Genomic DNA, 18,734 nt, shown 5'->3' with positions numbered 1-18,734 from the left:
GAGCCATGCGCTCCCCCATCGACAGCTACCTCGCTGATCTCTATACCGATCTGTTGGCCCTCACTTCCGGTACCCCCTATCAGGGAATTCCGGCCATGGCAGACGCCGATACCTCAAAGTTTGCGATCGCACTGGCCACCGTCGACGGGCATATTTATCATGTGGGAGACGCGGAACTACCCTTTTCCATCCAGTCGATTTCCAAGCCGTTCTCCTATGCGCTCGCGCTTGATGACAATGGCCAGGACGCCGTAGATGAAAAAATCGATGTAGAACCCAGCGGTGACGCCTTTAACGAGATCTCGCTGGCTCGAGGCACCGGTCGACCTGCCAACGCGATGATCAACGCCGGCGCCATCGCCACGATCTCGCTGGTCAACGACGAAGAATCCTCGCGTTTCGAACGCATCCTTGAGCATTTCTCCGCCGCGGCCGGACGTCAATTGCAGTACAGCGAAGCCATCTTTGCCTCCGAAATGCGCACCGGGCACCGTAACCGGGCACTGGCTCACCTACTGCGCTCCTTTAACATCATCGAAAAAGACCCCACCCCGGTCCTCGAGGATTACTTCCGGGCCTGCGCGGTCATGGTCAGCACCAATGATCTGGCCATGATGGCAGCAACACTTGCCAACGGGGGAACCCAGCCGCGTACCGGCGAACAGGTGATGAGCAAGGAAGCTGTCCAGCGCACGCTCTCGGTGATGACCACCTGCGGGATGTACGACGACGCGGGGTCATGGATCGCTGCCGTGGGACTACCTGCGAAGTCCGGGGTGGGTGGCGGGCTGATCGCGGTGCTCCCGGGACAGATCGGTCTGGCCATCTACTCCCCCGCCCTTGATCCCCATGGTTCATCGGTCCGTGGACTCGCCGCCAGCGAGCGCATCAGTGCGGATATGGGACTGCACTTCGTGCGCGCGGCACGACTGGGTCGCTCGGTGATTCGCGAGCACTACGACATCACTCAGGTACCTTCCCGCACTCGGCATACCGAGGGCGCGGTGAAACTTTTGGCGGAGGTTGGAATTCGTGCCCACATCGTTGAACTGGGTGGGGACCTCCTCTTTGCCGGAACCGAGTCGATGGTTCGTGAAATCAGCGAACTGGAGGGCACCATCGAATTGGTAATCCTTGACCTGCGCCGGGTAGATGAGATTGATCAGATCGCCGTCCGGATGATTAATCAGTTGGCGGACGGGCTGGCCGCGGAAGGACGCACCCTGGCCCTGGTTCAGGAACATGTATTTGAGCCGTTGGCATCAATTCAGGCCTTCCCCAACCGCAATGAGGCAGTGGAATGGGCCGAATTCACGCTTTTGGCACGCCATGGCAGCCCCGAACTGGTGCCGACCGAAGTGGCAATCCGTGATTTCGCCGCACTGACCCCGCTTGAATCCACGGACATCGCCAGGCTCGAAGCACTCATGGAGGAGAGCCGGATCGAAGATGGGCGGATCCTGCGTACGCCGGGACAAGAGTTCGGCGGTGTGTACTTCATCCTCAGTGGCAAGGTCGTCACCTCCACCGTGCAGGCGGGAAGGTTGGTTCGCCATGCAACACTTTCGGCGGGTATGACCTTCGGCGAGATGGCCTTGGGCGGGGAGGGCGAGCAGACCACCCGGGTGACGGTTGAGGGGCGACTGCATCTGAAGAAATTGTCGGCCGCGGCCATTAACCGTTTGGAGGCCGAGGCCCCCGAGGTGGCGTTGCGTTTCTGGAAGGCAGTTGCCCGTGACGCTTACACCCGGGTGGAAGCCAACATTAAGGATTCGGAGAATCCGCTGCACTAACGCGGCAGCTACACCAGACAATGGATCAATCCTTCGGTCGCGTGCGCTGATCGGTCTCCAACTCCCGCGACGGAAAGCACGCGCGGGTATATCATTTTCAATATTCCAATTACCCCGCCACCGAAGGGTTTTTCGTGAGCGCTGAGACCCCCACCGAAGATCCGGACGTGCCAACGACCCGATTTGGCGCGATCGGCACTCAAACTCCTCACCGACGCACGACTAAAGATGTACCTCTTGCGCTGCTGATCGGCCTGCTGGCCGGCGCATGGGGCCTGCTCCCCTGGTTGTTCACTGGATTACGGCTCCCGCTTCAGAATTTGTGGAATACCGAGGTGTTGCCCGCGCAGATGCCACTATCCCTGCTTCCGTTGAGTCAGTACGAGCTCACCACTCTGGTGGCACTATTGACGGTGGGTGGCGCATCGGCAGGTTTGGCGATACGAATTTGGGCTCCCGAGCGTCGGAAGCTGGCTCTCATCTGCACTGCGGCGGGTGTACTCGTGGTGCAGCTAAGTGCAACTGTTCAGTCATTCATGGTCCTCAAAGCGGGCTTAGACGGCGGAACACGATCGGACCTTTACTTTGCCGGGCTCCTCGCGGGAGTCAGCATTAGCATCATCGCCGCCATGGTGGCACTAATCTTGATTGCCTCCACGTCCCGGGCCATGACGACGCTGGGCGTAGGCCTCATGGCGACTCCACTCACCTCGTGGGTCTCCGAAGCGCTAGTGAATCTGCTGGGGGCAGCAAGTCTGCCCGCCACAGTGTTGATGCTGCTGCGCTGGCTGCCGGCGGTCCTGGTGGGTGCGGGGCTGGCGTGGTGCGGCCTGCGGTCGGTTAAATTCGTGGTGGTATGGCTGGTGAATTTGGTTCTTTTGTGGGTAATTCCCGCGCTGTTCATCACGGTCAATTACGTGCTCGGATCCCGCGTTTTACTCTCGGATCCACAAGAAATCACATCTGCCACTCAGCAGATATTGGCCGCCGCGCTCGGGCCCAACGGAGGAGCCGGCCCCTTGCTGATTCTTGCGCTGACCATCGGGCTCGCTGGTATCGGAGTGCGGGAAGTATTACGCCGGACTAGAAAAGGCTGACGTCATTGGTCGTGCGGTGTGTGCCTTCTGGCTCGTGGATCACTTCATCGTGGCAGCCCCTACGCCAAAGCGTGTCCAACGGGTGCTAGTTTCGAAGCTTAGCCAAGTTCAAAGGAGCACCCCCTCTCGTGTTTTTCCTCGATCAGGATTTGATCTACTCCGCCTCCGACCTTGTGGTCGCGGCAAGTTGCGAGTTCGCCTCGTTGAGCAAGCTTGATGAACGCTTGGGGCGCAGCGCTAAGGTCGACTTCGGCCCCGACGAAATGCTGGATCGCACCGCAGTGCTTGGTGATGCCCATGAGCACAAGGTCCTTGAGGAACTACGTACAAAATTTGGTGACTACGATCCTGCCAGCGGGCGCGGAGTCAAAATGCTTGCCGCCGGGGTCCGCGGGGATCGCGCTTCGCTGCAAAGTGCCCACGACGAAACGTTGCAGGCACTGGTCAAGGGTGCCGATGTGGTGTTTCAGGCGACGTTCTTCGACGGGGAATTTGTTGGCTTTGCCGACTTCCTGATTCGTGAGGACGACGGAAGCTACGCGGTATGGGATACCAAGTTGGCCCGTCATGCACGCGTCACGGCGTTACTCCAGTTGGCCGCCTACGGGGACCAACTGATCACTGCCGGCATCCCCGTGGCCGCTCGCACCACCCTGGTGCTTGGGGACAAGGCCCACTCGATACACCAGATGCATGAGCTACTCCCGGTGTTCAAGGACCGCCGCGCCCGGTTCAAGACCCTAGTTGCTGAGCACCGCGCGGCGACCCAGCCGGTGGCATGGGGCCAGGACGGCATTGGCGCCTGCGGTCGCTGCGACTACTGCTCCGCCCAAGTGAGCGCCCACCGTGATCTGCTGCTTGTAGCTGGCATGAGTACAACCAAACGCAAGAAGCTCATGGATGCCGGGATCACCAGCATCGATGCCCTTGCCGCCAGCAACACGGCGCCGCGCGATGCTCACCACAAGCTCGCCGAGCAGGCGCGCATGCAGGTAGGACTGGCTGCCACCGATGGAACCATCGGCGGAGTTGCCTATAAGATCGCCGGCACCCAAACTATCTCCCGGCTTCCGCTACCGGATACCGGTGACATCTTCTTCGACTTCGAGGGCGACCCCCTGTGGCAGGATCCCTTTGACGAGTCGTGGGGGCTTGAATACCTCTTTGGGATCATCGAAATCGACACCGAAGAACCGGTCTTCAAACCGTTCTGGGCCCATTCGCGGGCCGGCGAGCGCAAGGCCTTCACCGACTTCGTCGCCTATGTTGAGGCTCGGCGGGCCATCCACCCCAAGATGAAGATCTACCACTACGCGGCCTATGAGAAGAGTGCGCTGCGGAATCTCTCGCTGCGCCATGTCGTTGCCGAGGACACCATCGATGCATGGCTGCGCGATGGGTTGCTCGTTGATCTCTACGACACCGTGCGGCATTCCCTCCTGATCTCCGAACGCTCCTATTCCATTAAGAAGCTGGAGCCGCTGTACATGGGTGAGCACCTGCGCGGTGGGGACGTCAAGGACGCAGGAGCCTCGGTGGTGGCCTATGCCAGGTACAACGAACAACTCCTGGTTGATGAAACTGCGGCCCAGCAAATCCTGGAGTCCATTCGCGACTACAACGAATATGACTGCCTCTCCACGCTGCGCCTGCGCGATTGGCTCTTGGGCTTGGTGGAGCATGATGAACGTGCCGAGTGGGTCGAAGAGGCTGCGCTGCCCGGGGTGGATGATGTGGAACCGAGCCCCGAGGAAATTGCGCTGCGCGATTACCTCGAAGCACTGCCACAGGACCGGGCTCTGTCCAACGACGAACGAGCGATCGCCATGGTTGCCGCAGCGACCGGTTACCACCGCCGCGAGGCCAAGCAATTCTGGTGGGAGCACTTCGACCGTTTGGAGAAGCCCTTTGATATCTGGGCGGATACCCGCAATGTGTTTGTCGTTGATGACGCAACGGTCGTTCAGGACTGGCACAAGGCCACGGCCCGTGCCCAGGTGGAAACCCGCGTCACAGAATTGAGCGGCTCCATGGCCGAAGGATCTGATTTCCGCGTTGGCAGTTCCTGGTTCGCTATGTATGCCAGCCCGCTACCGCCGGAGCTGGAACCCAGCAGCGCGGGTCGGGCCGGAATGTTTAATACCGTCGTGCGGGAAAACGATGAGCACTTTGTGATCGCCGAAAAGTCCAATAAGAAGGTGCCCGCCTTTGGCACGCTTCCGGTGGCACTGACCCCTGATCAGCCGATCAATACCACCTCCCTGCGTGAGGCTCTGGCGGAGCTGGCGCGCAGCGTCGGCGGAGCGCTTCCTTCCCTGCCCAAGCACCCGGGCATCGATATTCTGCGCAAGACTGCCCCTCGCTTCAAGAACCTCTCCACGCCCCCGCACCCCGCCCTGGTTGAGGGTCGCGCCAACATCGTGGGTGCCATCGTGGAAGCCTTGATCGATCTTGATCATTCCTATCTTGCCGTTCAGGGACCTCCCGGCACCGGAAAAACCTATGTCGCCTCCCACGTCATCGCGGCACTCGTTAAGCAGGGCTGGAAGGTCGGGGTCGTGGCCCAGTCGCATGCGGTGGTGGACAACGTCCTGACCAAGGCCATCACCGGGGCCGGAGTAAACCCGGAACAGGTCGCCAAAAAGCTCAAGGCCGGGGACAAAACCGAAGTTCCGTGGTCCGGCACCACCGATGATGCCGTGGAGGAACTGCTTAATTCCGATCAGGGCGCACTGATCGGTGGCACCGCATGGACCATGACCGGCAAACGGGTCCCCGAAGGTTCCCTTGACCTGCTGGTCATCGACGAGGCCGGACAGTATTCATTGGCCAACACCTTGGCCGTATCTCGCGCCGCCACCCGGCTACTGCTCTTGGGTGACCCTCAGCAATTGCCACAAGTCACCCAGGGCTCCCACCCGCAACCGGTGGACGAATCAGCCTTGGGCTGGCTCAGCGCGGGGCACCCAACCTTGCCCGAGGAACTCGGCTATTTCCTCGCCGACTCGTGGCGCATGCACCCCGAGCTATGTTCCAAGGTCTCAGCGCTGAGCTACGAATCCAAGCTACAGTCGGCCGCGGTTGCCGCCACTCGCTCACTCGCTCAGGTTCCGGCCGGGGTCGCCACGGTGTTGGTAGAACACCGCGGCAATACGACGGCGTCCCTCGAGGAAGCGCACGAGGTCATCAATCAGGTCCACACCCATTTGGGCTTGTCGTGGATTGGCGGCGAAGGCCAGGCACCGCGTCCGCTAGTCGCCTCGGATATCTTGGTGGTCGCCGCCTACAACGCCCAGGTGAACTTGCTACGCACGGAGCTTGATGCGGCAGCTCTTGAAGACGTCAAGGTGGGCACGGTGGATAAGTTCCAGGGCCAAGAGGCGCCCGTGGTGATTGTTTCCATGGCGTGTTCTTCGGCTGACGATGCCGCGCGCGGCATTGATTTCCTGTTGAACCGAAACCGGATCAATGTGGCAGTTTCGCGCGGGCAATGGCGCGCCGTCATCGTTCGGTCACCAGCACTCACCCACTTTTTGCCCAGCACCCCGGCGGCCTTCGCGCAGCTCGGTGCTTTCTTGGCACTGGGGTCCTGACTCGAGGGGTGCCAGCCTTTCTGCGGTTGGCACCTCTTGGGTTTCATCTCCCGGCCATCGTTCGGCCTTGTTCGGAGGGCATGCTTAGGGGCATGAACAGCTCAGCACCAGATAGCCTCCTCTTCATCACCAACGACTTTGCTATGCGCGCCGTGACTAGCGAGCTGCGTTTACTGAATCTCCATGCCGAAGGACACCACCCAGGAGATGGCAACGGCGGTCTGCTGAGCTCATCGGTCGCCGGTCGTGTGTCAGCTATCCATGTGGACTGATCTGCGGACCATTCTTCTCAGTGATCGCCATCGGTCCTAGCTCAGCGTGAGGTCACTACTCAGAGGCTCCGTGTTGACCGGTGATATCTAACCGGTGAGGTTTACTGAAACGGTTGAGCCTTGGATTCACCGTCCTGATATCTTTTGGCTCGCCGCCAATCTCCCGGGCATCAACTGGCTCAAGGGTGAAGAATGACCTCATGCATCCGCTCACGCCGCGTCTGAAACTGCTCAAATAACCGCAGGGCACGGCGGGCTCCACCAACAGGAGCTAGCTTTTAATGCGGGATGCTCCGTGAGGTCTTAGTGACGAAGTGGGTCGTGCTCGCACCCCCGCTGCACCAAACCCCGTGCTAGAAATGGATGCATGAGACCTCGTTTACTGGCAGGAAAAACCGTCAACCCGCTAGGCTTTGGCGCCATGAATATCGCTCATGGCTACTCTGATTTCCCCACTGATGAGCAAGCCGGACAGCTGCTCAATCGGGTGTTGGACGCAGGTGTTGACCACATCGACACCGCTACCCTTTACGGCGGAAACCGCAGCGAACAACTGATCGGAAAGTACCTCGGCGGCCGGCGCCACGAGTACTTCCTGGCATCCAAGGGCGGACTGGAACTTTCTGAGGGACGCGGAAAGATCGACGGACGCCCCGAGACACTTCGCGCTCAGGTTGACGCTTCGCTATCCCGGCTGGGCACCGATCACATCGACCTGTACTACCTACACCGACTTGACCCAGCGGTTCCGGTCGAAGAATCTGTCGGCGCCTTAGCGTTGGCAGTGGAACAGGGCAAGATCGGTGCCATCGGCCTGTCGGAGATATCGGTCGCCACCTTGCGCGCCGCCACCGAAGTTCACCCCATCGCGGCGGTACAGAATGAGTATTCGCTGGCCACCCGTAACCCAGAACTTGGCATGGTGGACGCCTGCGCAGAACTCGGGACAGCCTTGGTCGCTTTTTCCCCGCTCTACCGGGGCTACCTCTCCGGCAACCTGCGCGGCATCAACGCGCTGCAAGACGGCGACATGCGCCATCATATGCCGCGCTTCAGCGAAGAAAACTACCCCCACAACCTCGCGCTGGTCGACCGTCTCACCGAGCTGGCGACTCGCCTAGAGACCTCCACCGCCGCACTCTCCCTAGCGTGGGTACTGGCACAGGGCGAGCACGTTCATGCCATCCCGGGAACCAAGGAACTGAGCCACTTCACGGAAAACCTTGGCGCCCTTGAGCTCGTACTTTCCCCCGCTGAACTGCAGCAGGCCGGAGAGATCATTAATCAATCGACGATTGCCGGGGCACGCTACAACGTCCACCAGCAAAAGACCATCGATTCCGAGGACTTCGCGCCCGTTTCCTAAGCCGGGACTATTTGGCGGTGGGCCGCTTGGGATCTGCAACCTTCTTCACATCGAAGAAGTACTTCAGCACCGGGCGGTCCCCGCGCTTTTCCTTCTCAAACTGCAATCCGTCGATGTTAATACGTGCTTGGCGTAGGTAACCGGCACCCTGCTGCATCCAATACGGAGTGGTCCCATCCACACCGTAGAAGAAGGAGAACCCATCGTTCTTCAGCATCGTGTACTTTTCACCCGAATATTTGGGGACTCCTGAGATGTCTGCACCAAAGGGGTAAATGAAATGCTCGGTGTCCCCCAGGATGGGGCGCACCTCCGCATCCCACAACTCCATGTCGTTTTTGATGCGCTTAACGGAGCTGGTGGTCATGTTGATGTGTCCCCACGCATGGGAGGCAAACACCCAACCGTCCTTTTTCAGGGCGGTGGCCACTTCGGTGGCTGCGGCGATGTCCTTATCCAAGGTCTTGGAGTCCGCGTATTCACTTTTTGAGGTGCGGTAACCCAATACCCCGTTGTAGCCAGTCAGCGCCAGTATTCCCTTAGCCCCGCGGTACGAGAAGTCGGGGTGCTGCGCAACAAACTCGTCGATGACCGGAGGCATGTCGTAGGCGCCGATGTGCTTATTTCCCTCAGCATCCCGATATTCGTTTTTGACCTTGCCGTCGGCATCAATCATCAGCTTCGTGGCGAAGCCATCACCATCCATATATTCGTAATAGCTCACGTCATCTTCGGAGAGCACCAACGGCGTCTTTCCCTTGGGCAGATGAATGTCCCGATACTTCATCTTCCCCGAGGCATCCAGACCCGCTATATCCTCCGGGCTCACCAGAACAAAGTCGCGCTTGTGCAGTTCGGTGATCATCTTCTTGAACTCGGCCAGGGTGACCATGTAGTCCGCATAACCCTGCTCGCGATCATCCCCATCAAAGGCCCGCTTGGGATCAACGATCAGTGAGTGGACAAAAAGATGGGGGATCTTCGAATTGTCCTTCCACACCACTGCCTTGGATCGAGCTGCCGCAATCTTCGCTTTGGCAGCTGTCGCGGCCTCGGAGTCGAGCCCCGACAGCGTCTTGGTGGCAGCGGCATAGTCGTAGCCAGCGGTGAGTCGCGCGGCTTCCTTGATTCGATCTTCTTCGGTGGGTCCCTCGGCCGTTGCAGACGGCAGCTCTATGGACTGTGGGGCCGAGCCGATGGAGGTCGGGTCATATTGAGTCGGGGGAATATAGGGAGGAGTCTGGCATCCGGACAGGCCCAGCGCCATGACCGCCAACAGGGCAGTCGTTACCGTCAGCCGTTTCACCGGATTCTTCATTGTCACTCCCAACGCATACCGGTCTCGCGGAAAATCGCCGCCCGCTTGTGGGTCACCTGTGTGCTTCAACCGACCCTACTCGTTTGCTGGCAGACCTTAAATGGGCGCGCCGATGGACTAGGATTGTTTGGTCAATCCCCAGCAAAAGGACCGTGATGCGACCTACCCACCAGGCGAGCCCGCTGTGGAGTCAGACGCAACAATTCAGGTCATCAGCCGCCTGGAAATTGCTCTCCACCGCTCCGTGGGCCGTGGCCTTCCTGCGCGCCGAATTTACCAGTGCCAAACCCCGGGTCGGTTTGGAAGTTTTCCATGCCTCCCTCGAATCCTTTCTCAAGGTCGTGCGTTCGGAGGATCCGAGCTTCAACGACTCAACAACCGCCGCCCAATATGCCGATGCCTGGGTGCGTAACCAGTTCTTGGCTAGGCCGCTGCTCGACGGGCACTTCGCCTATGAGCCCACCGCACAGACAGCTCGCGTGCTGAAATTCCTGTCAGATTTCTCCGGGGACCGGACCAACCTGAACTCCTCGCGACTGAATACGTTGCTGGTATCCCTCGAATCATTGGCTCACGAAACTGACCCGGACCCAGCGGCACGCATTCGCGCCCTCGAGGCGGAAATTGCTCAACGACAAGACAAGATCAATGCACTGCGTGACGGAACCTCCCCCGCGGTGTTGCCGCGTGAGGGAGCGTTGGCCGCGACTCGCTCGGTACTGGACATGGCCTCGGGGCTGCCAGCGGACTTTAAACGCATGCGTGATGGGGTCCAAGAGATGCTCCATGCCCTACGCGGAGAAATCATGGAGTCCTCCTCCGTCAAGGGAGTTGCCATTGGTGCGGTGCTCGAGGGCGACAAACAGTTGCGCAGCACCCCACAGGGCGAGACCTTCCGCGGCTTCACCGAATTCCTCAATTCTCCTCAGGCTCAGGCTCGCTTCCGCGAAGCGGTGAATGAGGTCCTCGAGCGCGACTTTGTTGATGCGCTCGATAACCAGGAACGCCACACGCTGGCCAACCTGTTGCGCGAACTACGCCGGCAGGCCTCGGAGGTCCACCAGTCATACGGCAGGCTTTCTGAATCGCTTCACGCCTACGTGCAGTCGGCAGAATTTAAAGAAGCTGCAATTCTGCGTGAGGCGGTACGCAACGCGGAAATTGCCGTTGCCTCTTCCCGCGCCCTGAATTCGCGGACGCCGGTCGCTCCCATCAGGCTTTTTGCCCCCCGTTTCACTTCGGTGTCGACGTTGGGCATCTACGACCCGGACGAGCATGTGGCACCGCCGAAACTTGCCGCTCCTCCGGCACTGTCAGTTGCCGACATCCGGCGCACCCCCTCAACTCCCGCTCCCGATGTCGCAGCGCTCAAGAACGCCATCACGGTCTCTCGCGCCGCGGGCGGCGGTAGCGTGGGACTGAGCAAAATCTACGATTCCCTCGATACCTCACTGAAGCACCTGAACACCATCAGGTACCTCATCGAGGCCGCCCGCAACGGCGGGGAGACCATCGATGTGTCATCACTTGAGGAAATCAGTTTCACCCAGGTCGACGGTGCCACCCGCATTGCCTTGGTACCGGCCATGAGCTTCACGAAGGATCCAGCATGAGCACCCCACTTCCCTCCGGCGCGATCGACGAACGTCGCCTCTTTGACGGCGATACCGGTTCCTTCGAATTGGGCCTGCGGCAGCTGCTGGTACGCCTGTTGCGCGGACCCTACCTTGATGGGGTCGCCGAGCCGCGCCTCTGGCAGCTGGTCCTGGACCGGCGAACGGAGATCTCCGCCTACGTTGCCGAGATCTTCCTGGTGCTCGAGGTTGATGCTAATCGCAAGATCGCGCTGCTGAGTCCCGTTGATCTTGAGGCCGCGCACACCACCGCCATCGCCCCGCGCAGGGCACTCAAGCGCGAAGAAACGCTGCTCGCCTTGCGTCTGCGCCTGCTACTCGAACGGCATGCGGGTTCTGGCACCGACGCGGTGGTGAGCCGGGATGCTGCGCGAGAAATTCTGCTAGAGCACCGCTCCCCCGGCGACACCGATGACAAGAAACTCGAAGAGAACACCGATGCCGCCCTGACAAGGCTGCTGAACCTCAAACTCATCCTGCCCACCGAACTGGCCGACGAATACAAGGTCTCCGGTGCGCTGGCATTGGCCTTGCCGTTCAACACGATCGAAGAAATCCCCGAGTACATCAAGGCCATTGAGCGTGTGGGCACAGATGACACCGAAGAATTTGAGCTGGAGACTGAAGAGCTATGAGCATTGAAATGACCCTCCCGCTCTCCGACGCGATCAACCCCGGTCAGCACCGACTCACCCAGATCCAGGTGATCAACTGGGGAACCTTCCACGGCCGGCACACCCTTTACGTGGACCGTTCGGGCACCCTGCTCACCGGTCACCCCGGCGTCGGAAAATCCACCCTCTTTGACGGCATCGGGCACATCTTCCATGCCGCACCCCGACTCAACGAGTCGGCACACGAGGCCTCCACCCGCAAGGACCGGCGCACCACCTACTCCTATATGCGCGGGCGCCGCTTCAAGACCGAAGCCGGGACGCTATACCAGCGCCCCGGAGCCACCTGGAGCGCACTGGCGCTGGTCTACGAAGACGGGCTGGGCTCGAATGTCTGCATCGGCGCGATCTTCGATCTGCCCGCCAACGGCTTGGAAGGCCAGGTCGGCAAGCACTACGTCATGGGCGACCGGGTGCTGGACACCGCTGCCCTGGAGGACCATGGGGCACGTCGTTTCACCCCCTCCTCATTGCAAAAGTCGCTGCCCGGCTTCGAATCGTTCGACGTGCACCGCGCCTTTGCCGAAAAGTTCCGTCGCCGGTTGGGCATCGATAATGACAAGGCGTTCTCCCTGCTGCGGACGCTGCAGAACGGCAAGGGCCTGGACAAGGGTGTTAACCAGTTCTTCCGCTACGAGGTGCTCGCCGTCCCCGCGACGGTCAAGGCCGCAGCAAGTGCCATTGAAGACTTCTCGCATCTGCGCGGCATCCACCGTCAACTAGAGGAAGCCCGCGCGCAACGTGATGCGCTGGCCTCGGTCCCCGAGCAGAAGCTGCGCCATGATGAGCTCCATACCGAGCTGGCCACCCTCAATACGTTGGTGGGCACGCAGCTGCCAGCCTTTGGTGCCCAACTTGTTGCCCGTGCATTGCAGGGCGAAACCACCAGTCTGACCGCCGCCGTGGAGGCCAACTCCGCATTGATTGAGGAAAGTGCTGCCCGCAAGGACACCCTGGAAACTCGGGTGGCTTCACTCAGCGAACAGCACGAAGCCGGCGGTGGCGCCGGACTGGCAGTGCTGGAGCGTGAGGCCAAGGCCGCCCGCGCCACTCTGGCCGACCGCGAGGCCGTGTTGCAGACCTTGCGGGCGAACTTCGAGGCAGTGGGGCTGAACTTTACCTTTACCGCTTCCGGTCTTCAGGCCATGCGCCGGCAGGCCGCGGTGAGCGCCGAGAATCTCACCTCCATCGCCAAGGACGCACGGACCATGGAGTACGAGGCCATGGCCTCGGTCATGAGTATGAAGGACCGCGCCAAGAAACTGCGGCTCCAGATCGATTCCTACGCCAAGCGCGGCTCCAATATTGATGATCGTTCGATCGCCGCCCGCCGGGCCATCGCCGCCTCCACCAACCTGTCGATCGACGATTTGCCCTTTGCCGGCGAACTGATCGACCTTTCCCCGGCTCACGGGCAGTGGCGAGCCTCGGCCGAGAAGGCGCTGCGTTCCCTGGCCACCACGCTGCTGGTGAAGGGTGAGAACATCAAGGCGGTCACCCACGCCATTGATTCACTCTCGGGCCTAGGCCGGATTCGTTGGATGGACATTTCCAAGTCCCCGCGCGAGGTGACAGCCGGCCCCGGAGACCTGGTGGGCAAGCTGGACTTCAAGCATTCGGCCGCCGGTACCTGGTTGCATGCCAAGATCGCCGCCGATTACCCGTTGGCCTGTGTCGAATCGGACGCCGGACTGCACATCCACGACAAGGCCATCTCCCTGGCCGGGACCATCAAGACCGGCTCGGGGACCTTTGAGCGCGACACTCGAGGCGTGGCAGCCTCCGATTACCTCTTGGGCTTCACCAACGCGGAGAAGATCTCCGAACTCGAGACCAAGCTCGCTGCCTTGGAGGCCGAAACGGCGCGGGCAGCGGCAGTTGCCGATGACCGTTCGGCGGCCAAGGACCAGCTCACGGCCAAACTCTCCCTGTTGGGCACACTGGCCAGCGATGACCGTTCCTTTGCCTCGCTAGATGCCTCCGGCGCGCTGACTATTCTGCAAGACCTTGAGGCGCGCATGGCCGAGGCTCTGGCACAGTCCGGAGACCTTTCCCATGTGCGTCGCGCGCTGGATAAGGCACGCGCGGAGCTCGAGGAGTGTGTGGGCACCCTGGCGGTGGCACGCTCCGAGGCAGCAACGCTGGCCACCAAGCTGGAGCGGGCCAAGAGCTCGCTGCGCGCTGCGCGTGTCCAAGAGAGCAGCACCGAAGAGTGGGCCGTGGAGAAGCTGGCTGCCAGCGAGCAGCTGGCTCCCTTGCTGGCTCGTCTCGAGGAAAACTCCCCGGTGGCCACCGCCGAGTTGGAAGCGGCACTGAACGCGTTGGCGCTGTCCCTGACCGAGTCCGGGGCGGAACTCAAGCGTGAGGCCTACACGCTGGAAGCGGCACTGAAAGACACCTTCAAGTCCTTTGCTCGTGAGTTCGGCAATTCCGCCGCTGTCTCCTACGGAACCTCGGTGGAAGCCGCGGAGCACTACGTGGCCCTGCACCAGGGGATCATCGAGCAGGGCTTGCCGCAGCACGAGGAGGAGTTCCGCGAATACTTCTCCAATCGTTCCTACGAGCGTTTCTCCGACCTTTTGCAGCTGTTGGAGGAGGAGCGACGCTCGATTGCCGAGCGCATCTCGCCGCTGAACCAGATCCTTGCCGACGTGCCATTCGAGCACGGCTCCAAGTTGGCGTTGGAGGTTTCCACCACCATTCCCGATGAGGCCCGAGCCTTCCGCCAGGCGCTGAAGGAGGCGTTGGCCGGTGCCTATTCCTCGCGTGGGGCGGGAACCCTGAGTGAAAGTTACAAGGCACTCGAGACCCTGGTGGATGCGCTGGATGATTCCTCGAAGGCCGCCTGGCGTGACACGGTGCTGGATGTGCGTCAGCACGTGAGCATCAGCTGCAATGAGCACAAGCCCAACGGTGAAATTGAAACCGGTCTTGAACCCGGTACGCTCTCCGGTGGTGAGGGACAGCGTTTCACCTCCTTCATCATGGGTGCGGCACTGGCCTACCAGCTGGGCTTTGCCACCGCGGGCTTCACCGCCTATGGCACCGTGATGATCGATGAGGCATTCATCCAGGCAAACTCCGAATACGCTGCCGCCGGTATCAACGCGTTGCAGGAATTTGGTTTCCAACTGCTGTTGGCCGCCCCGGAAGACAAGATTGATCTCTCCCGGCATCTGGGTTCGGTCTGCGACATCATCAAGCACCCGGAATCCAACGTCTCCGGTTTTGTGGCCTCGGGCCGTTCCCCCGCGGTGGCGACCAGCATTATTTTGCGCTGAGACCTCACATAATGACCCTCCGGCGCGTTTACAGGGTGTGAAGATGACAACAAACCCAGCCTTTGAGGTCGTGGTGCGCGAGCACGGTGGCGCGGTGCTACGCATGTGCACAGCGTTGTTGGGGCCCGGGCCGGACGCGCAGGATGCCTGGAGCGAAACGTTCCTCGCTGCCCTGCGGGCCTATCCGCGCTTGGAGGTGGGAGCCAATCTGCAGGCTTGGTTGGTGACCATCGCGCGGCACAAATCCATTGACGTTTTGCGGGCTAAACATCCGGTGCCGATGGAACAGCTCCCCGAAGTGCCGTTCGCCTTGCCCGAAGGCCTTGATAGCGCCGGGCTTCTTGACCTCTTTGATGCGCTGAATGGGCTCACCGAGTTACAGCGCAAGGTCATTGGCTACCATTACCTGCTCGGCTTTGCCTATGCAGAGATCCCACAGTTTTTAGCCGGTAGCGCCGCCTCGCTGCGGCGGGCTGCCGCCGATGGGATCAAGGCACTGCGTCTGGCACATAGTGATGTGGAGGAACAATCATGAGTGAACTTGAAACCCTGAAGAAGAAGCTCGCCGAGCAAGCGGCAGCTGCTGGACTACTGGATGTTTCCTACCGGCTGCTTGATACCCCGGTGGGCTCGTTGCTGCTGGCGGCGACGGATGCTGGTGTGGTGCGCGTGGCCTTCGCCCGGGAGGACTTTGATACCGTCTTGGGTTCCCTGGCCGAGAAGATTGGGGTGCGGATCCTACAACGCCCGGCCCCGCTTGATGCCGCGGCCCGGCAGCTTGATGAGTACTTCGCTCACCAAAGGACGAGCTTTGAGCTGACCCTGGATCACCGGCTAAGTAGCGGGTACCGCCTGGAGGTCCAGCTGGCGCTGCCCTCCATCGGCTATGGGCAGACCATGAGCTATCGGCAAATAGCCGAGCTGACCGGTCGGCCCGCCGCGGTACGCGCCGTCGGTACCGCCTGCGCCACCAACCCGCTGCCGATCGTAGTGCCGTGCCATCGGGTGTTGCGCAGCGACGGGACGCTGGGTGGGTATCTGGGTGGTGAGGACACCAAGAAGGTCCTGCTCGAATTCGAGCAGGACCTCACTTAGCTACTGTGAACTGGCGAGTGTTATTCGCTCGCCAGTCCCTGGACCGGGGCCAACTTCGCTGCCCGGCGTGCCGGGACGATGGAGGCCGCCAACGCAGCGATCACTGACACAGCGATGACCGCGATCAGCTGGAGCCAGGGGATGGAGATGCTCATGGCCCCAAAGGCACCCATGACCGACTGGGCACCGAGCAAGCCGTAAACCGAGCCGAGCAGTACACCGAGCAGCGCGGCGACGCCACCAATTAATACAGCCTCGGTGGCCAGCATTCGCTTAAGTTGCTTGCGGGTTAAGCCCAGGGCTCGCAGCAGTGAATTTTCCCGGGTGCGTTCAAGCACCGAGAGGCTCAGGGTATTGGCCACACCGATCAGTGCGATGAGCACCGCGACGGCCAACAGGCCGGAGACGATCATCAGCAGCATATCGATGACGGTGTTGAACATCTGCTTCATCATGACGCCACCACCCATAGCCGCTTCTTCCACGCCCAGCGCACTGGCCATGTCGGTGGAGAGCGTACGCAGTGCCGCGGCGTCCAACGAATCATCGGTCTTGACCCACAGAACCGAGAGTGAATCCCGGTCTTTGGCTGCCGAGGCTTCGGTGACACCCAGCATGGTTTCGGCGGTCTGCCACGTGATCACGGGAATCATCGATTCGTTTTCACTCACCAGCAGCTTGAGCTCGCCGGTTTTGTCGCCAAATCCGGTGGCCTTCAGGGTCGTTCCTTCATAGTAGGAGCTGACCAGAACCTCACCGTTCCCGGGCACCTGCTTATTGCTATTGAGGACCGCCTTCAGATCTGCCGGATCGGCAGCCATAATATCTTGGCCTTCCTCGGTGGTGCCAACGCTGGTGAGTTTCGTCAGTGCCTGCACTCCGGCCAATTCCTTGGCCTTGGTGATGGCTTCGGGGCTGAAGGTGGTGCCCTGGTAGTCGTTAACTTCAATGTCCACCAAGAATTCGCTGCCCAGCGCATCACCTAGTGAGGACTTGGCCGTCTGTGCACCGACCATCATCATCGAGACCAGCGTGACACCAATGAGCAGGGCGGTGGCAGTTGCGGTGGTGCGCCCGGGGTTACGCACAGCGTTCAGGCTGGCCAGCTTGCCCGGGACAGTTCCTCCGGAGGTCAACGCGCCAATGGCCGAAACGGTTTTGGGCAGGAACAAGGATCCGAGCATCAGCACTCCGGGGAAGGAGAGCATTCCGCCGCCGAAGGCGATCAGAATATCTCCCTTGATAGCGCCGTAGGCCAGTGCCGCGGCACCGACGATGACCAGCAGCAGTCCCACGATGATGCGGAGTTTGCCGGCCTTGTTGCCTACCGCAGCGTCCTCTGCCGGACGAAGTGCCGCCAGCGGGGAGACCGACATGGCCTTGCGGGCCGGAACCCAGGCCGCGACCAACGTGATGATGGTGCCAGCAAGAATCGGCAGGCCAATAGCCATCGGGCTCACGGCCAGTGTTACGAAGGACATTTCCGCGACGGTATTGGCCAGGATCGCGATCAGTGTCGCCATGATGCCCACGGCCAGCAGCACGCCGGCGGCCGAGGCCAACACACCAATCACGAGGGCTTCAACCAGTACGGAGGAGCGGATCTGTGACCGTACGGCACCCAGGGTACGCATCAGGGCCAGCTCACGGGTGCGCTGGGCGATGAGTACGGCGAAGGTGTTCATGACCACCAGCCCGGTGACGACCAGGGCGATGAGGGCGAAGACCAATAGAACGATGGTGAGCTGGTCGCTGCCGCCGGAGAAGCTGGCCACGTCCTTGACGATTTGCTCATCCGGGGTCAGCACCTGAGCGTATTCCACCCCAGTGCCTTTAAGTGCTGCGGTGATCGAGTTCTTGGTCGCAGCAATATCCGCTGAGTCGCTGAGCTTCACCACGATCTGGCTGTACTCCACTGGATCATCGCCATCGAGTGCATCAAGCAGCGAATCGGTGATGGTCAGGTTCATGACCGAACCCGACATCGGATCATTGGAGCTTGCCGTTGTCCCAGTGACCTTGACCTGACGGTTGATCTGCTTGTCCGTGGACGTCGCAGCTCCCAGGTCCAAAACATCGCCGATGGAGATGTTGTATTCCTTGGCGTAGGTCGAGTCCACCGTCGCTTCGTCGCTACCGGTTGGCAACGAACCTGTTTCCAGTACCGTGTTGCTCAGCTTGGGGTCCTTGGCCGCGGTGTTGAGAGATGCGTAGTAGTCCTTGCTTCCCGCGCGTACGCTCACGCCGAAGTTGCTCGCCGCGTGGGTGGCTTCAACGCCAGCAACATCGTTGATGGCGTTTCGGGCTTTTGCTCCGAGCGAGTAGCTGCTGGACTTTGGTTCGCCAGCACTTTGATTCGCACCGTCCGAGGTGGTCTCGCTGTAGGGATGTTCTGCCTCGTAGGCATCGTAAGCGGCCGTATAGTCGCCGGTCACCACGAGGTCGGCGTTGGCATAGGCGGAGCCAAGGCTGTTCTTCAGCGTTTCGGTGGCCGAGGCATTAACCATCAGCGTGGCGGCGAGGAACGCCGTCCCGATCATGACCGCGAGCGTCACCGCAATGAATCGCCGCGAATAGGTCTTGAGGTTGGCAAAAGCTAATTGCAGCAAGG

At 60.8% G+C, this 18,734-nt stretch carries 12 protein-coding genes; 10 read left to right on the top strand and 2 right to left on the bottom strand.

Annotated features, from left to right (window positions below; all coding sequences use genetic code 11):
* Positions 1 to 5: 5 nt before the first annotated feature.
* The 5 genes from glsA to HED64_RS13575 all read left to right on the top strand — a co-directional run bounded on the left by glsA (position 6) and on the right by HED64_RS13575 (position 8,121).
* Entirely contained in the window at positions 6 to 1,793 is a 1,788-nt protein-coding gene (gene glsA, locus HED64_RS13595; protein ID WP_168152564.1) for a glutaminase A, read from the top strand.
* Positions 1,794 to 1,927: 134 nt separating this feature from the next.
* A complete protein-coding gene (locus tag HED64_RS13590; RefSeq protein WP_342590726.1) occupies positions 1,928 to 2,890 on the top strand; it encodes a hypothetical protein in 963 nt (320 codons plus the stop codon).
* A 128-nt stretch (positions 2,891 to 3,018) separates the two neighbouring features.
* Positions 3,019 to 6,483 (top strand): TM0106 family RecB-like putative nuclease, encoded by a 3,465-nt coding sequence (locus tag HED64_RS13585; protein ID WP_168152563.1) that lies wholly within the window; start codon positions 3,019 to 3,021, stop codon positions 6,481 to 6,483.
* A gap of 92 nt (positions 6,484 to 6,575) precedes the next feature.
* Positions 6,576 to 6,755, top strand: a complete 180-nt coding sequence (locus HED64_RS13580) for a hypothetical protein (protein WP_168152562.1) — start codon at positions 6,576 to 6,578, stop codon at positions 6,753 to 6,755.
* Positions 6,756 to 7,122: 367 nt separating this feature from the next.
* The gene (locus HED64_RS13575) at positions 7,123 to 8,121 is read left to right on the top strand and encodes an aldo/keto reductase (protein ID WP_168152561.1); all 999 of its coding nucleotides are present in this window, start codon (positions 7,123 to 7,125) and stop codon (positions 8,119 to 8,121) included.
* A 7-nt stretch (positions 8,122 to 8,128) separates the two neighbouring features.
* On the opposite strand, the gene HED64_RS13570 is transcribed toward HED64_RS13575, so the two are convergent.
* On the bottom strand, positions 8,129 to 9,439 hold the full coding sequence (locus HED64_RS13570; RefSeq protein WP_168152560.1) for a polysaccharide deacetylase family protein: 1,311 nt from the start codon (positions 9,437 to 9,439) through the stop codon (positions 8,129 to 8,131).
* Positions 9,440 to 9,594: 155 nt separating this feature from the next.
* Here HED64_RS13570 and HED64_RS13565 point away from each other — a divergent pair, with 155 nt between their 5' ends.
* Genes HED64_RS13565 through HED64_RS13545 form a run of 5 tightly spaced genes read left to right on the top strand, consistent with a single transcriptional unit; the run spans position 9,595 to position 16,123 of the window.
* On the top strand, positions 9,595 to 11,052 hold the full coding sequence (locus HED64_RS13565) for a DUF3375 domain-containing protein (RefSeq protein ID WP_168152559.1): 1,458 nt from the start codon (positions 9,595 to 9,597) through the stop codon (positions 11,050 to 11,052).
* The gene (locus tag HED64_RS13560) at positions 11,049 to 11,708 is read left to right on the top strand and encodes a DUF4194 domain-containing protein (RefSeq protein WP_168152558.1); all 660 of its coding nucleotides are present in this window, start codon (positions 11,049 to 11,051) and stop codon (positions 11,706 to 11,708) included. Before HED64_RS13565 ends, HED64_RS13560 begins: the two co-directional genes overlap by 4 nt.
* Positions 11,705 to 15,028, top strand: coding sequence for an ATP-binding protein (locus tag HED64_RS13555; protein WP_168152557.1), 3,324 nt, complete (start codon positions 11,705 to 11,707; stop codon positions 15,026 to 15,028). The genes HED64_RS13560 and HED64_RS13555 overlap by 4 nt, the downstream gene beginning before the upstream one ends.
* A gap of 43 nt (positions 15,029 to 15,071) precedes the next feature.
* Positions 15,072 to 15,563, top strand: a complete 492-nt coding sequence (locus HED64_RS13550) for an RNA polymerase sigma factor (protein WP_168152556.1) — start codon at positions 15,072 to 15,074, stop codon at positions 15,561 to 15,563.
* Complete coding sequence (locus HED64_RS13545) at positions 15,560 to 16,123, top strand: methylated-DNA--[protein]-cysteine S-methyltransferase (protein WP_168152555.1); 564 nt, start codon at positions 15,560 to 15,562, stop codon at positions 16,121 to 16,123. Before HED64_RS13550 ends, HED64_RS13545 begins: the two co-directional genes overlap by 4 nt.
* 20 nt (positions 16,124 to 16,143) lie before the next feature.
* Here HED64_RS13545 and HED64_RS13540 read toward each other — a convergent pair whose 3' ends face one another.
* Entirely contained in the window at positions 16,144 to 18,732 is a 2,589-nt protein-coding gene (locus tag HED64_RS13540) for an ABC transporter permease (protein WP_168152554.1), read from the bottom strand.
* Positions 18,733 to 18,734 lie beyond the last annotated feature (2 nt).

This window comes from Paeniglutamicibacter terrestris, from assembly GCF_012271785.1.
GTDB lineage: Bacteria > Actinomycetota > Actinomycetes > Actinomycetales > Micrococcaceae > Paeniglutamicibacter > Paeniglutamicibacter terrestris.
Note: the sequence above shows the minus strand (reverse complement) of the source record. Positions and strands in the feature narration are given on the sequence as shown.

Bases quoted from the DNA above. Each gene is read 5' to 3' on its own strand.
- HED64_RS13575 (WP_168152561.1), top strand. From the start codon at position 7,123: ATGAGACCTCGTTTACTGGCAGGAAAAACCGTCAACCCGCTAGGCTTT.
- glsA (WP_168152564.1), top strand. From the start codon at position 6: ATGCGCTCCCCCATCGACAGCTACCTCGCTGATCTCTATACCGATCTG.
- HED64_RS13550 (WP_168152556.1), top strand. From the start codon at position 15,072: ATGACAACAAACCCAGCCTTTGAGGTCGTGGTGCGCGAGCACGGTGGC.
- HED64_RS13555 (WP_168152557.1), top strand. From the start codon at position 11,705: ATGAGCATTGAAATGACCCTCCCGCTCTCCGACGCGATCAACCCCGGT.
- HED64_RS13570 (WP_168152560.1), bottom strand. From the start codon at position 9,439: ATGAAGAATCCGGTGAAACGGCTGACGGTAACGACTGCCCTGTTGGCG.
- HED64_RS13545 (WP_168152555.1), top strand. From the start codon at position 15,560: ATGAGTGAACTTGAAACCCTGAAGAAGAAGCTCGCCGAGCAAGCGGCA.
- HED64_RS13580 (WP_168152562.1), top strand. From the start codon at position 6,576: ATGAACAGCTCAGCACCAGATAGCCTCCTCTTCATCACCAACGACTTT.
- HED64_RS13560 (WP_168152558.1), top strand. From the start codon at position 11,049: ATGAGCACCCCACTTCCCTCCGGCGCGATCGACGAACGTCGCCTCTTT.
- HED64_RS13565 (WP_168152559.1), top strand. From the start codon at position 9,595: ATGCGACCTACCCACCAGGCGAGCCCGCTGTGGAGTCAGACGCAACAA.